The following is a 14,660-nucleotide window of genomic DNA, read 5'->3' as shown; positions in this document are numbered from 1 at the left end:
GTAACTAAATTAATGATTAGTAAATTTGCCAAAAAAAATAAATGTCTGAAATATATATTGGTTACACTTTTAAGGTAAATCCTTTACAGCCAGCAGTTGAGATTTTAATTGCGGAATTAGGTTACGCAGGTTTTGAGAGTTTTGTAGAAAATGAAGAAGGGGTTATAGCGTATATTCAAAAAGAAGAATGGAATGAAAATATTCTCGATGCTATTTATATTCTAAGTTCAGATGAATTTGAGATTTCTTATACTTTCGAAGAAATAGAACAAACCAACTGGAATGAGGAATGGGAGAAAAACTTTAATCCTATTGTAGTTGATGATTTGGTTTCAGTACGTGCTCCATTTCATGAGAAACCAGATACTAAATTCGATTTAATTATTGAGCCAAAAATGAGTTTTGGTACAGGGCATCACGAAACAACTCACATGATGATTCAGCATATATTAAAAAACGATTTTACTAGTAAATCAGTTTTAGATATGGGTTGTGGAACAGGTGTTTTGGCCATTTTAGCTGAAAAAGTAGGTGCCACTAAACTCGATGCTATTGATATAGATAACTGGTGTTATTTAAATAGTTTAGAAAATGTAGAACGAAATGATTGTAAACATATTTCGGTTTACGAAGGTGATGTGAAATTGTTGGAAGGTAAAAAGTACGACAGTATTATTGCTAATATTAATAGAAACATATTGTTGGCAGACATCTCAGAATATGCTAAATGTTTGAATGAAAATGGCGCGTTGTTTTTAAGCGGATTTTATAAAGAAGATATTCCTTTAATTGAAGCAGAATGTAATAAACAGATGTTAAAATTAGATGAAACTCTCCAAAAAGGGCTGTGGGTTTCATTAAAATTTATAAATTAGTAGTAATTAAAATAGAGTCTGTCAGACTAAGCGTTTATGAATTGCTTAAAAAGATATCCACTATGACTAAAGAAAAATATTCAGAAGAGCTACTTTTACAAGAAGAAGAAGTAACACAAAACGAAATCGTATTATTTAACGATGAAGTCAACACGTTTGACCATGTTATTAATACACTTATTTATGCTTGTGATCATATGCCAGAGCAAGCAGAACAATGTGCTTTATTGGTGCATTATAAAGGAAAATGTACAGTTAAAACAGGCGCTTATGAAGATTTGGAACCACGATGTTCTAAGCTTTTACAAGCAGGACTTAGCGCTGAAATAGTTTAAATAAAAAATCCCACTCTAAGTGGGATTTTTTATTTGTCTAGGTTATCATCAAAAAACAGAATAATTTCATTGTGCTTTTTTAATTTCTACACCCCTTTATAATCATATTGTTATTTCAACAGCGTGAGGAACGAGTGACGAGAAATCTTATAAATAATAGAGATTCCTCATCCTGCCTCATTAGAATGACAATAGGTCTTACTTCGTCATTCTTCCTACGGCACAACTTACAAAAGATTTTGCCTTTTTTGGTAATGAGTTCGCATCTCCATCAATAGGGTATCCTAATTGTGATAATTTATTTTTTACAGTTTCAAGGTCGTTCTCAGAAGACGCTATAAAGCTGACTTCGTCGGTATCATTATTAACTTGCACTTCAGAAATACCATCTAATTTAGATAATTGCGTAATGATGGTGTTTGCACAACCACCACATTTTAGGTTCTGTATTTTTAGTGTGTTTTCCATTTGTATGTGTTTTAGAGACCTCTCAGGCTTTGATTTTGACTTCGCTCAGCTAGCAAAAAATACCGAAAGGTTAAGTTATTTAGTTATAAAGTTGAAGGACAAACAAAATCGGTTGTCTTTAAATCTGTTTCTTTAATTGCTTCAAAGCCACCATCAACATCTATGAGTTTAGTGAACCCTCTTGCTTTTAAAATTGATGCCGCAATTACAGAGCGATAACCACCTGCACAATGCACATAGTAGGTTTTGTCTTTACTTACTTCGTTCATTTTTTCGTTGATAAAGTCTAACGATAAATGCTGCGCATCTACAATATGAGACGATAGGTACTCACCATCTTTGCGTACATCTAAAATATTAATCGAATTTGCTTTTGCTCTCTCTGCAAATTCTTTAACTGATACCGAGTCTAATGTTTCAACATCTTTTCCTGCATTTTTCCAAGCTTCTAATCCGCCTTCAAGATAGCCTAAGGTATTATCATAGCCAACACGAGATAATCTTGTAACCGCTTCTGTAGATTTACCTTCAGGAACAACTAAAACGATTGGTTGTTTAATGTCTTTAATCAAAGCTCCAACCCAAGGAGCAAATCCACCATTCAAACCAATAAAAATTGAATTCGGAATATGGCCTTTTATGAAATCAGACTGTGTTCTCACATCTAAAACTAATGCAGGTTCATGATTAGCTAAAGCTTCAAATTCTTCTGGTTTCAGTGCTACATCCCCTGTTTTTAAAACGGTTTCAAAAGTGTCATACCCCATTTTATTCATCATGGCATTTTTTGCGAAATACTGCGGTGGCGGAGCAATGCCGTCTAAAACCTCTTTTACAAATTCAGCTTTGGTCATATCTGCGCGCAAGGCATAATTTGTTTTTTTCTGTTCGCCTAAAACTCCAACAGTTTCCTTGCTTAGGTTTTTTCCGCAGGCAGATCCAGCACCATGAGCAGGATATACAATAACGTCATCTGCTAAAGGCATAATTTTATTTCGAAGTGAATCGAATAACATAGCTGCTAAATCTTCTTTTGTTAAATCAGATTTAATAGCTAGATCTGGTCGTCCAACATCACCTAAAAACAAGGTGTCTCCAGAAAAAATAGCGTGATCTTTTCCGTTTTCGTCTATTAATAAATAAGTCGCAGATTCTAAAGTATGCCCTGGAGTATGTAACACTTTAATAGTTACTTTTCCTAATTTTAATTCTTCACCATCAGTAGCAGCATGAATGTTATATTCTGTAGTCGCACCTGGTCCAAATACGATAGTTGCACCAGTTTCTTTGGCTAAATCTACATGACCAGAAACGAAATCGGCATGAAAATGCGTTTCTAAAATATATTTAATTTGGGCGTTATTAGCTTTTGCTTTATCAATATACTGTTGTATTTCTCTTAGCGGATCAATTATAGCAACTTCTCCTTCAGATTCAATATAATAAGCACCTTGTGCTAAACAGCCAGTATATAATTGTTCAATCTTCATTCTTAATTTATTTGAGTTGCAAATTTACGAAACTTCGTTTTTTGAAATGTGATAATTATCACAAAGTGTGTTAAAAGAGCTCTTTGAAAATGATATACACAGCCATTATTATGGTAAAATAGCCGAACCCTCTTTTTAATCGTTTGGCACTTATTTTTTTAGATAGTGCTAATCCTATAAAAATTCCAACAATTGAAATAAGGCTAAACGTTATTAGAAACTGCCAATCTATGGTTGTTGTATCATTTAAGTCGCCTAAAAATCCTATTAAGGATTGAATGGCAATAATAAATAACGAAGTGCTTATGGCTTTTTTGATAGGAAGTTTTACCAATAAAACTAAAGCTGGTACGATGAGGAATCCTCCGCCAGCTCCTACTAAGCCAGCTAAAGCACCAATTCCTATGGCTTGTGTACCAATGGCGAAATAATGGCTGTTATCAAATATTTTAATAGTGGTCTCACTATTAATTACTTTGGATTTAATCATTGACCATCCTGCTAAAAGCATAATAATTGCAAATAACAACATGATGAAAAGTGAATTGGTAAGTGTGAAATCGCCAATTGAAAACAATTCCTCTGGTAAGTTAGGGACTACTATTCGCCTCACCATAAAAACTGTAAATATTGAAGGAATTGCAAATATGATGGCCGTTTTAAAATCTATAGTGTTTTTTTTAATATTGCGAAAAGTACCAACTAAAGCTGTGCTTCCTACTATAAAAAGTGAATAGCCAGTAGCCGCTATTGGACTAAAACCTAAAAGATAAACTAAAATAGGAACTGTTAAAATAGAGCCACCTCCACCAATTAGTCCTAAAACCAAGCCAACGATTAATGCTCCTATATAACCTAATATTTCTAAAAGTTCCATTTTAATGTGGTAATTTATCTTTTAACAATCCGTACGCGTAAGTGCCTAATAAGGCTGCTACAATTACAACAATAATAGAAAAAGCTCCTGTGCCTATTAAAATATACATAGGTCCAGGACAAGCACCAGATAATGCCCAACCCAACCCAAAGATAGTTCCACCAAGGATATAGCGAGTAAAACCACGCTCTTTTAATGGGACTCTTAGGTCTGATCCTTCGGTAGTTTGGATGTTTTTTGTTTTAGAGAGTCTTAGTAATAGAATACCTGTGATGACTGCAGTTCCAATAATACCATACATGTGAAAGGATTGAAACTTAAACATCTCAAAAATACGATACCAAGATACAGCTTCAGATTTAACTAAAACAATTCCGAAGAAAATACCAACTATAAAAAACTTTATATACTTACCCATAATTAAAAGAGTATTGGAAAAATAAGATGAATCATAATTAAGCCTCCAAGGAAGAAACCAACAACCGCAACTAATGATGGTAATTGTAAGCTACTTAACCCTGTTATGGCATGGCCAGAGGTACAGCCACCTGCATAACGTGTTCCAAAACCAACAAGAAATCCGCCAATTATTAAAATAGACAAGCCTTTGACACTAAGAATAGCCTCCCAACTAAATAGTTCTGGTGGTAATAAATTTTGACCAACATCGTTAAATCCAAGTGCTGCTAAGTCGTTAACAGTAGCTTCGCTTAAATCCATATTTATGGGATTTGATAATACATAGTGTGCTATAAAACCACCAACAATAGCACCTAGCACAACAACTAAGTTCCATTTATGACTTTTCCAGTCGTAATTAAAAAATGCAACGCGTTTTCCGGCTCCTCCAATAGCACACATGGTTCTAAGGTTAGAAGACATTCCGAAAGTTCTACCAAAATAGAGTAGTAGAAACATGACGATTGCAATACAAGGACCGGAAATATACCAAGGCCAAGGTTGTAAAATATATTCCATAATTATTATTTGATGCAAAAATAGAGATCTGTAATTAAGACTATGTTAAAGCTTCCTAAAAATCTAAGACAACAATCTTGTTTCTTCCAAGTTCAATTTTTTTATCGCGTTCTAATTGTTTTAATAAGCGCGAGATTACAACGCGAGATGTATTTAAGTCTTCGGCAATTTCTTGGTGTGTGACTTCTAAACTTGTAGAGGCAGATAGTTTTACTTGGTCTGTTAAGTATTTAAATAAACGTTCATCCATTTTCATAAAAGCGAGCGTGTCAATGGTCTCTAACATTTCGTCAAAACGAATTTGATAACTCTGTAATATGAAATTTCTCCAGCTTTCATTAGAATTAAACCATAATTTCATGTTTTCGATGGGAATCATAATTACTGTGGCATCCTCGTCTGCGATAGCACGAATTTTACTTACAGATTTTACCATACAGCACGTTAAGGACATCGCGCAGGTATCTCCAGATTCTAAAACATACAATAAGAGTTCGTCACCATGATTATCTTCTCTTAAAACTTTGATGTTTCCTTTAATTAATAAAGGAATAAAATTTAAATCTTGACCGATATCAATAATAATATCAGATTTTTGAAACGTTTTAAGAAACGCAACATCAGCGATATTATCGATTATTTCGGAATCGAATAAATAGAGAAATGGTTCGAGTAGTTCTTTAGAAATCATACTTCAAAAATACTAATTTTAAAATTTGAAATAAATAATTTGGTGGTGTTTTAATAAATGTATTATATTTGCACCCACTTAAAAAGGCCTCGTGGCGCAACTGAATAGCGCACTTGATTACGGCTCAAGAGGTTACTGGTTTGAATCCAGTCGAGGTCACAAAGAGCACAAAGTCCATTTCTTTCTAGAAATGGACTTTTTAGTTTTCCGGAATGTCGAAAGCTAAAGTTTTGTGAACCCCAAAAAAAATTGAATAATCACCTTATTGATAGATTTTTATGTACTTATATGCTAGTTTGTTCTGGAAGTGTAACTAGTCTAGATTGCTACTAAAATTAATGCTTTAAAGCGATTTTGAAAGTGTTTATATTTTTTGATTTACAGGAATTACTAAAATTAGAGCGCTCGTTTTTTTTCTTTTTAGGTTATTTTTTCTCGTAATATGAATCGCCTAAATGATCACAGTTAAGGGTTTTTCCGTTAATATATTTTACTAGTCTTGCTCTTTGATGGGATCTACAAGAGTACATTAATGAAAAATTAATACTTTTTTACTTGTTTTTTGCCACAGTACTTTGTTGCCCACAGTATTTATTTTTTATTGTCCGCTTTTCAGTCGGATTTCAGTCATTACGTTATTCAAATCAACGAACAGTTTGGAAAATTCCGATTCTCCACTTTCCATTTTAACAATACTTTCTGTAATTTTTGTATTTTTCGAATTTGACAAAAAGTAGAAATTCGCATTTCCGTTAGTCGGCAAATCAGTATTTTCATATTGCTTGCCTTTGAAAGAAATCAAATGTCCGTTATCAACAAATTCTTTCGTTACCTTTTTTACGCTTTCGTGTTGTCCAGCTCCAATAAATCCTCCGCCTGAACTTAAATAAATACTCGCATCTCCAGTAAGATAAGTTACTACAGTCGCAGTTCCTCCATTCATATCTAAATCGGTTATAATTCCGTAAACTTTTATTGAGTCTTCTGGAATTAGAAATCCAAGTTGTTCGGGTGATACAGTCAATGCCATTTTTCTCATATCCACATAAGGATTCTGTTCAGCAGTTCTTCCCGTTTGTTGTGTTTTATCGGTTGTTTCTTTTTTCGGTTTGTTATTACAACTTATTAGAATTAAAATGCCTATGATTGAAACTACTCCAATTAAAATGTATGTTAGCATTGGTTTTTTCATATTGTGGGTAACGGTTTTGTGTATGGTTAGTTGCGTGGTTAAGCAACTAAGTTAGTAAACAAAAACTTGCTAAAGCAATTAATTATACTCGGTATTATCAACGTATTTTTTTATTTTCAATAAACTAATTCAAGCACTATTATTTGTCTATTCAACTCGTCATTTAAATCAATTCCATAATCCAACATTTCAAAAGCAGTTAGTTTTGGTGACATATAGCCAAAACTCTTTTTTGCATCGAATAATTTTTCGTAAAACTTATTTTTGTTTTTTATTGATTCTAAGGCTTGTAAATATTTACCTATGTAGTTAAAATTAGGTGAATTTAATTCTTGGTTTATAATAGAATCAAAATTGGAATTTGAGGTTAGTTTAAAAGAATTTCCTCTCGTAAAGGAATATTCAGTTGTACCGTCTGGATTAGTGAATTTATATCTCGATTTTACATATGGTGCAGGAAGTTGAATATACTCTAAAGAATCTGACTCAATTTTATCAAAATCACTGTTTTCTATAATCCAGACAGAATCTGGAAATTTATATATTTCAAGTCGTAAGTCACTTGCTTTAAATTTGTTTCTTGCCTTTTCGGATATGCGTTTCCAGTTTCCTTTCTTTTTATCACGCAGTTCGGTTAAGAACTGACGATAGGCATTTTCAGTATCTAAATTTGGATATTGTCTTTTTAGGAAATCATTCTCAAAATCAGAAACAAGAAAATCCAACGTAGCAACATTTCCAATTCCCAAAATTTTTTCAAATTCAGAAGTTTGGTTGTCAGGTTTTTTGTCTGTGCAACTTATTATTAGTAATGAAAATATAAATGTTTTGATGAGTTTCATTGGTTGGTCATATGCTTGCTAACTGGAACGCCCTATGATTAAGAACTAATTTAGCAATTGTTTTGATACGTTGTTATAAACACGTTTTCCATTCAGTTATTTTTACATTTCCAAATAAGCACTTGCCAAAGTAATTAATTATACACGGAGTTGTACGTAGGCTTTTATTGTTTCGTTCATTACTTCTTTAGGGTATTTCCAATTCATCATTTGGTTTGGTGAGCTGTTCAATCCACTATTAATTTTTCGAAATGGTAAATTTTCAAAACTGCTATAGTCAATTTTCCAATCTTCAATACTATACATACAATTATTCAGAGAGCTGTTGGCACTTCTATCATTATTTGTTTCGCAAAGTTTTATTTCTCCAATTATTCCACTTAAAGTTCCGTAATCAATTGCAATTCCGTCGTTTTTTAGTTGTGAATGAAGAGTTTCGGTAAATAGTTTCGTAATATACTTCAATTCGGATGTTTTTATGTCAGGAAGAATTAGCAAATATGTAGTAAGTTTATTTATAATCAACCAACATTTTTTTCTGTCCATATAAAAAATGGTCGCAACCCATTCGCCTAAAATTTTATTTTCGATTTCGTTTTTCTCAACAATCGATTTCTGAATGGTCTTTTCAAGTTTTCGTGTTGTATAAATTTGAGTGTAATTCATTCAAGATTTTCCTTTTCTAAGTGTCTTTGGCAGCTTACGTACAACGTTGTTGTGCAACGTTTTTTATAGTTATATAAATATTAATTAAAAATAAAAATATAGAACATACAACAAAACTCAAATATATGTTGATATCAATATTTCCGAAACTGTCAATTATTGCACATATTGAAATGTTGACTAAATGTAATTTTGAAATCAGAATATTACGATACTGTTTTTTTATGTCAAGTATTAAATATGCTAAAAGGAATATAATCAGAGATATTTCAAATATTCCGTCAATTCCTGAGTTTCTAATTTGCATTTGCCAACCAGAAATATCATTCAAGTTAATAATATCCGCAAATACTCTACCAACTAATCTTAAAACTAAATAAGTCATTAGAGTCGTAAAAGACATTGACCATTGAATTATTTGATTCAGTTTTTTGTTCATTCCGTTATTTTTCTGATTAAATCACTATCGATTTTTTCAGTACTTAATTTTATATAATTAAAAGATTTAATTTTTGAGTTTTCAAGTTCAAGTATCAAAATTTTATTTTTTTCCGAGTAAATTAGTCGATTGTCCAAAGTTAGATAGTCATTTCCGAATTCAGATTCCATTTCCATTTTTGAAAGTCCGATGAGATTTGCTTTTCCTAAATCCGAATCTTTATTAAAAACTCTTAATTCGATTAGGTTTTCAGTTTGGTCTATGTATCTATGTTTATTTTCTCCGTATTTGAAAACTACGATATTGTCTATTTTTCTTGAGTCAGCTAAATTTTCTGATGGATAGTAATAAACATAGAAAATAGAGTCTTTGATTTTAGGATTTGAATAGTATTCAGTTCCATTTGTAACACTTGTTGTAAATCGCATTCCTTTCTTTTTCTTAAAATCTTGCAAGTCAATAGGATTTTCAAGAAAGGCAATCAGTTTTGAGTTTTCAATCGGCTTTTCAGCTTTCTCTATTTTTAATCCAGTCGAATCAACAACAATTTGGACATTTTCAATTTCCTTTTCAGTCGTATTTTTGCAACTTAAAAAAACTAAAAATAATATCGTTAAAACTCGGATTTTCATTTTTTGGTCAAATGTTGTACAACGTTGTTGTATAAGAATAGTTGCGGATTTGTATGCGAGGATTTTCCGAAGGAAAATCAGATGCAGGCAAACACCCAACTACCTTTGATTAAGCAGTAAACCGCAATTATTTTTATACGGTGTTAGCTTTTAGTGTTTTTATTTCCGTTTGCTTTCTTGTTGATATTTTGCTTTAAGTCGGCTTTTCAATTCCGCAATATTTTTAATTCAGATTTCGAGTAAACAATTCCGCAACTTGCTAAATTTCGTTTGAGTGAGATTCCGAGTTTTTAATTCAGATTTCTATATCGCAAACGAGCTAAAAAGTCAAACGTAATTTAATTCAGAGTTTGAGTGAGAATTCAGCGTGTTTTTCAAAATTCCGCAACCGATTATTTTCGGTTTTTACTTTCTTAAAACTCAAAAAAAAATCAAAATAAACTAGTTCTTTATCAATTCAGCAAACTTGCTCAAAATCGGATTTATGATTTCTCAATCTTTATTTTTTGTTCTCTACCAATTAATAAATATAAAATCGCACCAAAAAAGTTGAAAAATAAAACAACTAATACCCAAACAATTTTATTATTCCCTTTGAACTCGCTTTTTAAAATATCTACAAGAGCAATTATTGTTGGTAGAATTCCAAGAAATAAGACTGCTAATATCAGAATTAGTTGCCAAGTTCCAATCGCTAAAAAATAATTCATAATTTTTGTTTTAATTTTATTCGTAATTTTTGTTCAGCATTAAAGCTAACGTTGTTGTATATGGTTTGTTGCGTGGTTAAGCAACTAAGTTAGCAAACATTTACGAACCCGTGAATATTCCTCAGGAATATTCGCAAGTAGGGAAGAACAAAGCAATTAATTATACATTGTGTTGTGTGCAGTTTTTTATTCCGCTATTCTTTTCTTTAAGTCCATTCTTTCGTGCAGTATTCTTGTTATCTCTACATAATTTTCATTCAGATTTCTGTAAAAAATTATATGTCGATTTACCTTAATTCCAAGAAGTTGTTTTGATATTCCTTCGTAGTTTTTTCCTAAATGAGGATTTTCTGCAATTTCTTGACAATCAGAAATTAGTCCATCGTAATATTTGTCAGCTTGTTTTTCCGACCAAACCTCAAAGGTATAATCCCAAATCTTTGATAAATCCTCAACAGCTTTGTTCGTCAACTTATATTCAGCCATTCGAGTGCTTTTTCGCTTTTAGAGATTCAAGATGCTTTTTTGGGTCAAAATCGTGAGCTATTCCGCTGTCAATTCCTTCTTGTATTGCAGTTTTCAAAGCAATTACTTTACTTTCTTCTTCCTCTAAAAGTCTCAATCCAGCACGAATTACTTCACTGACGTTTTTAAATCTTCCTTCACTAATTCGGCTTTGCACGAATTGGTCGAAATAATTTCCGAGTGATATTGATGTGTTTTTGTTCATTTGATACTAATTTAGCTCAAATATACCAAAAATTGGTATAATAGCAAAATTTGCCTCAAACTGCATCACAACGTGTTTCTTTAGTTTGTAATAAATATCTTTATATAGAAAAAGAGGAGAACTATAACGTGTTTTAGATTAGTGATCCCTTACACGTACGAGTCCTCTCTTTCTATAAAGTTGCCAAGAACCATTTGGAATACCAGGAGTATTAACTCCCGATAAAGGAAGTAGTTAAAGCAACATAATTATAAACTTTAATTGTAAAAATATGAAAAATTACAAAGAAGTCGTTGGAATCGATGTTTCAAAAAAAACACTAGATGCTTATTGTTACCAATCTCAAGTACACAGGGAGTTTGTTAACGATATTGTAGGATATAAAAGCTTATTAAAATGGGTTTTAAAAACTACAAAAGGAGTTGATGTTTTTTACTGTTTTGAGAATACAGGCTATTATTCGTTAAAATTAGCGCTGTATCTAGATAGTCGAAAGATTATTTATGTAGAAGAAAGTCCATTAAAGATTAAGCGTAGTTCAGGTATCGTTAAAGAAAAGACTGACAAATTAGATGCGGCATTAATAGCTCGTTACGCTTGGCTTTACCGGGAAGAATTAAAACCAAGTCAAGTTAAGAGTAAGTCTCATTTAGAATTAGGTAGATTGCTAGCGTTACGGGATCTACTGGTTAGAAACAATGCAGGCTTAAAAGGGACATTAAAAGAGATGAAAGTACTTTTATCTAGTCCCACAACAGACACAGGTTGTATTGTCTTAAAACGTAGTATTGATTACCAAGAAAAGCAAGTTAAATCGATAAAGGAACGTATAAAAGAGATTATATCTTCTGATGCACTGATGAGTAAGAATTATGAATTGCTAACAAGTCTTAAAGGTATTGGATTAGTTGTTGCCTGTCAGCTTATCTACCACACAGGTAACTTTACACGTTTTGCTAGTTGGCGTGCCTTTTCTAGTTATTGTGGTACAGCACCATTTGAACATCGCTCAGGCACTAGTATTTACAAAAGAAAGCAATGCCATTATTTAGGTGATAGAAAAATGAAGAGTTTGCTAAGTATGGCAAGTGTTTCAGCAATACAACATGATAGTGAATTACGATTATATTACAATAGAAAATTAGCAGAGGGGAAGGATAAAATGCTGGCCATAAATAATGTTAGAAATAAGTTGATAGCTAGAGCGTTTGCCGTAGTAAAAAGAGGAACACCTTATGTCGTTCTTCAGCAATATGCAGCCTAAAAAAAACTAAATATTACTAGGATTTGATCTTGGAATACGTGTATGGTTAGTTGCGTGGTTAAGCAACTAAGTTAGCAAACTTTTACGAACCCGTGAATATTCCGCAGGAATATTCGCAAGTAGGCTTGAACCAAGCAATTAATTATACACGGTGTTAGCACTAGTTTTTTATTTTTTATATTCTCCAAAATCTGTCAGAGAATTTGAAAATATTGATATTGCAGTTGAGGAATCTAAAGAATTTCCTTTTTCAATAACTTTTTTTAGTAGTGAATCATTATCGATATCCCCTGAAAAACCACCCAGCGTTTTGGCTTTCCAATAATCGTTCTCTTTATACGCAATAGATATTATGAAAGTATTACTTTTTGTTTTTTCAATATTTATTCCGATTAAGTTGTTGTTTCTGTTGAATGAATTTGTAATCATTGTTTTTTCTTGTAATAATATGAATTAAAAACCGTGTTTTTCACCTTCTCCGTTCATTAAATCTCGCATAATGTTAGATTCTGAGTATGGGTCGTAATCATCATTTGATGAATTTTTTCTACTCAATTTGCTATAGTCGGTGTAATTTTTCAGAAGATTGGTAATATCAGTAATACATGGAATATCCTCACCTAAAACAAATTTCTTATCTAAATAGTAGTATTTGATTCCGAGTTGCACTTGTGCATGATAATAACCACGATATTGATGAGAACAAATGTAACCCGTACAAACTATATGAATTTGAGAGTTTTTTTTTGTTTTCAATTTATTTAATTCAGAATGTAGTTCGTTCAAATCTCTATTATATAAGGATTTATTAAATTGATTAGAATTGAAAAGAGATACAATGTGCTCATTCGACGACTCATCCAAATATTTTGCATATTTCATTTCATTTACACTTTCGATGGTAGGAACATTGTATTTATCATCAAAAATCTTTCTTATTTTATCCCAACATGATTGACTGTAATCGAATTTAGAATCCATAATGATTGTATTTAGTTCAAATTAGTGCTAACGTTGTTGTATATGGTTTGTTGCGTGTTTCAAGCAACTAATTTAGTAAATAATTACCAACCAAGAAAGTCCGCGAGGACTTTCGTAAGTAGGCGAGAAGCTAGCAATAAATTATATACGGTGTTGCCATTTCGTTGTTTTTCCTGCTTTATTAAATTCAATTTTTGTTTTATTCCGTAAATTATTTAAACTCTTATCTTTTTTTTGTTTGAGTGAATTCAAACAGCTCTTTAATTCTGCATTTACGTCAAAACTGATGTCTTTTAGTATTTTCTTTATTGTCCTATTTTATATAAGCATTCCACAATTCTTTCGGATTATTAATTTTTAGTTCAATTTTTCCACAATTTCCACATATTTGAGCGAGAATTTCACTTTTAACAGACTTATTGAAAAAGATAGAATCTGTTTCCTTTATATGAATTGATAGGTTATTTTTAATATTTGCGTGACCAAAATCGGTGATTTTTGCATCTTTAATTATTTTTGTTGAGTCACAATTTTTACATTTTATTTCGTTCATCTTGTTTTTTTTATTATTAGTGTTATAATATGTCAAAGTGTTACAAAAATAATATTTCTGTTTACTGATTTTTTTCGTTAAGATCGCTTTTTGTCAATGAATGGCAACGGTCTTGTGTATGGTTAGTTGCGTGGTTTGGTAGCTAATTTAGCAAACTTTTACGGACCCGTGAATATTCCGCAGGAATATTCGCAAGTAGAGAAGAACCTAGCAATTAATTATACACGGTGTTACCTACAGTTATTTATTTCCAAATTTTACTAATTCAGGTTTTATTATTATTAATTCACTTTTTCTTGGAAATTTTCCGTGTTCAAAAGTCAGTTCGACACTATTCTCTTTCTTTTCGAGCATTTTTATGTCAACTTCATAAAAGTCCGAAATCACGAACGTTTTATTTTCATAACCCAATTCAGTCGGTTGGATTAAAATATGAATATCTGTTTTAGAATTTTCGGTTTCCAGAGGCAAACTTTGTCCATTATAAAATGTCATTACTCGCACAAAAAAGTCATTTCCATATTCCGATTTGACTTGGTCAAAATCACGCAAGATTGATTCAAATTCCGATTCAGACGTTTGAGTGATTTCAGATGTGTGTTTATAAACGAAAAAATTGTCTGATATATCTAAAGTGTCTTTAAAATCCTTTTTGTCAATTGATTTCCGTTCTCCGCTTTTTAATTTTTCCGAAACATTTATTTCAGAGTTAGAAGTTTCCATGAAGCGATAATAATCCGAAGTTTGTTTGTTTTCAGTCGGCTTATTAACTTTTTCTAAATTCTCAATTTGACTTTGTAATTCCGAAATCCGATTTTCTTTTTCGGTTAGCTTTTTTGTTAATTTTTCCAATTCCGATGAAGTTTGTTTTGAATCGCAACTTGCAATTAAAATCAATGTTAAAATCAGTAACGGAATGTTTTTCATAATTGTAGGT

Annotated in this window: 21 protein-coding genes and 1 tRNA gene; 4 read left to right on the top strand and 18 right to left on the bottom strand. The window is 31.7% G+C overall.

From position 1 onward, the window contains the following. The first annotated feature begins 41 nt into the window (after positions 1 to 41). Both prmA and HM992_RS18300 read left to right on the top strand, forming a co-directional pair. The gene (gene prmA / locus HM992_RS18305) at positions 42 to 875 is read left to right on the top strand and encodes a 50S ribosomal protein L11 methyltransferase (protein ID WP_178983695.1); all 834 of its coding nucleotides are present in this window, start codon (positions 42 to 44) and stop codon (positions 873 to 875) included. A 62-nt stretch (positions 876 to 937) separates the two neighbouring features. Next, positions 938 to 1,210 carry an ATP-dependent Clp protease adaptor ClpS gene (locus tag HM992_RS18300; RefSeq protein ID WP_178983696.1) on the top strand — a complete coding sequence of 91 codons (273 nt, stop codon included), beginning with the start codon at positions 938 to 940 and terminating at the stop codon, positions 1,208 to 1,210. Between the two features lie 198 nt (positions 1,211 to 1,408). Here the strand turns inward: HM992_RS18300 and HM992_RS18295 are convergent, their stop codons facing one another. The 6 genes from HM992_RS18295 to HM992_RS18270 form a co-directional block, all read right to left on the bottom strand. Further along, positions 1,409 to 1,678 (bottom strand): heavy-metal-associated domain-containing protein, encoded by a 270-nt coding sequence (locus HM992_RS18295; protein ID WP_178983697.1) that lies wholly within the window; start codon positions 1,676 to 1,678, stop codon positions 1,409 to 1,411. A gap of 83 nt (positions 1,679 to 1,761) precedes the next feature. Beyond that, the gene (locus HM992_RS18290; RefSeq protein ID WP_179320933.1) at positions 1,762 to 3,168 is read right to left on the bottom strand and encodes an MBL fold metallo-hydrolase; all 1,407 of its coding nucleotides are present in this window, start codon (positions 3,166 to 3,168) and stop codon (positions 1,762 to 1,764) included. Positions 3,169 to 3,238: 70 nt separating this feature from the next. Next, positions 3,239 to 4,045, bottom strand: coding sequence for a sulfite exporter TauE/SafE family protein (locus tag HM992_RS18285; protein ID WP_178983699.1), 807 nt, complete (start codon positions 4,043 to 4,045; stop codon positions 3,239 to 3,241). A 1-nt stretch (position 4,046) separates the two neighbouring features. Continuing rightward, complete coding sequence (locus HM992_RS18280; RefSeq protein WP_179320931.1) at positions 4,047 to 4,463, bottom strand: DUF6691 family protein; 417 nt, start codon at positions 4,461 to 4,463, stop codon at positions 4,047 to 4,049. 2 nt (positions 4,464 to 4,465) lie between these two features. Further along, positions 4,466 to 5,023, bottom strand: coding sequence for a YeeE/YedE family protein (locus HM992_RS18275; RefSeq protein ID WP_179320929.1), 558 nt, complete (start codon positions 5,021 to 5,023; stop codon positions 4,466 to 4,468). A 55-nt stretch (positions 5,024 to 5,078) separates the two neighbouring features. Beyond that, a complete protein-coding gene (locus HM992_RS18270) occupies positions 5,079 to 5,714 on the bottom strand; it encodes a Crp/Fnr family transcriptional regulator (RefSeq protein ID WP_178983702.1) in 636 nt (211 codons plus the stop codon). A gap of 85 nt (positions 5,715 to 5,799) precedes the next feature. On the opposite strand from HM992_RS18270, the gene HM992_RS18265 reads away from it, so the two are divergent. After that, positions 5,800 to 5,873, top strand: a tRNA-Arg gene (locus tag HM992_RS18265). Positions 5,874 to 6,312: 439 nt separating this feature from the next. On the opposite strand, the gene HM992_RS18260 is transcribed toward HM992_RS18265, so the two are convergent. From HM992_RS18260 to HM992_RS18225, 8 genes are all read right to left on the bottom strand, one after another. Then, a complete protein-coding gene (locus HM992_RS18260; RefSeq protein WP_229720529.1) occupies positions 6,313 to 6,894 on the bottom strand; it encodes a hypothetical protein in 582 nt (193 codons plus the stop codon). A 128-nt stretch (positions 6,895 to 7,022) separates the two neighbouring features. Continuing rightward, entirely contained in the window at positions 7,023 to 7,748 is a 726-nt protein-coding gene (locus HM992_RS18255) for a hypothetical protein (RefSeq protein ID WP_179320925.1), read from the bottom strand. A 138-nt stretch (positions 7,749 to 7,886) separates the two neighbouring features. Continuing rightward, positions 7,887 to 8,414 (bottom strand): DUF6933 domain-containing protein, encoded by a 528-nt coding sequence (locus HM992_RS18250; protein ID WP_179320923.1) that lies wholly within the window; start codon positions 8,412 to 8,414, stop codon positions 7,887 to 7,889. A gap of 34 nt (positions 8,415 to 8,448) precedes the next feature. Next, entirely contained in the window at positions 8,449 to 8,853 is a 405-nt protein-coding gene (locus tag HM992_RS18245; protein WP_178983706.1) for a hypothetical protein, read from the bottom strand. Beyond that, the gene (locus HM992_RS18240) at positions 8,850 to 9,485 is read right to left on the bottom strand and encodes a hypothetical protein (RefSeq protein WP_179320921.1); all 636 of its coding nucleotides are present in this window, start codon (positions 9,483 to 9,485) and stop codon (positions 8,850 to 8,852) included. The genes HM992_RS18245 and HM992_RS18240 overlap by 4 nt, the downstream gene beginning before the upstream one ends. Positions 9,486 to 9,967: 482 nt before the next feature. Next, positions 9,968 to 10,195: a PLD nuclease N-terminal domain-containing protein gene (locus tag HM992_RS18235; protein WP_178983708.1), complete on the bottom strand. Its 228-nt coding sequence runs from the start codon at positions 10,193 to 10,195 to the stop codon at positions 9,968 to 9,970. A gap of 186 nt (positions 10,196 to 10,381) precedes the next feature. Then, complete coding sequence (locus HM992_RS18230; protein ID WP_179320919.1) at positions 10,382 to 10,681, bottom strand: type II toxin-antitoxin system RelE/ParE family toxin; 300 nt, start codon at positions 10,679 to 10,681, stop codon at positions 10,382 to 10,384. Next, entirely contained in the window at positions 10,674 to 10,925 is a 252-nt protein-coding gene (locus HM992_RS18225) for a type II toxin-antitoxin system ParD family antitoxin (protein WP_042297154.1), read from the bottom strand. The genes HM992_RS18230 and HM992_RS18225 overlap by 8 nt, the downstream gene beginning before the upstream one ends. Before the next feature lie 271 nt (positions 10,926 to 11,196). Here HM992_RS18225 and HM992_RS18220 point away from each other — a divergent pair, with 271 nt between their 5' ends. Then, a complete protein-coding gene (locus HM992_RS18220) occupies positions 11,197 to 12,189 on the top strand; it encodes an IS110 family RNA-guided transposase (RefSeq protein WP_179320917.1) in 993 nt (330 codons plus the stop codon). Positions 12,190 to 12,357: 168 nt separating this feature from the next. Here HM992_RS18220 and HM992_RS18215 read toward each other — a convergent pair whose 3' ends face one another. From HM992_RS18215 to HM992_RS18200, 4 genes are all read right to left on the bottom strand, one after another. Continuing rightward, positions 12,358 to 12,618, bottom strand: coding sequence for a hypothetical protein (locus HM992_RS18215; RefSeq protein WP_179320915.1), 261 nt, complete (start codon positions 12,616 to 12,618; stop codon positions 12,358 to 12,360). Between the two features lie 24 nt (positions 12,619 to 12,642). Beyond that, positions 12,643 to 13,170: a hypothetical protein gene (locus HM992_RS18210; protein WP_179320913.1), complete on the bottom strand. Its 528-nt coding sequence runs from the start codon at positions 13,168 to 13,170 to the stop codon at positions 12,643 to 12,645. Positions 13,171 to 13,483: 313 nt separating this feature from the next. Continuing rightward, positions 13,484 to 13,723, bottom strand: a complete 240-nt coding sequence (locus HM992_RS18205; protein WP_179320911.1) for a hypothetical protein — start codon at positions 13,721 to 13,723, stop codon at positions 13,484 to 13,486. A gap of 240 nt (positions 13,724 to 13,963) precedes the next feature. Continuing rightward, positions 13,964 to 14,650 (bottom strand): hypothetical protein, encoded by a 687-nt coding sequence (locus tag HM992_RS18200; RefSeq protein WP_179320909.1) that lies wholly within the window; start codon positions 14,648 to 14,650, stop codon positions 13,964 to 13,966. Positions 14,651 to 14,660 lie beyond the last annotated feature (10 nt).

This window comes from Winogradskyella helgolandensis (genome assembly GCF_013404085.1).
GTDB classification, from domain to species: Bacteria; Bacteroidota; Bacteroidia; order Flavobacteriales; family Flavobacteriaceae; genus Winogradskyella; species Winogradskyella helgolandensis.
This window is presented reverse-complemented; position numbering and strand designations above follow the sequence as displayed.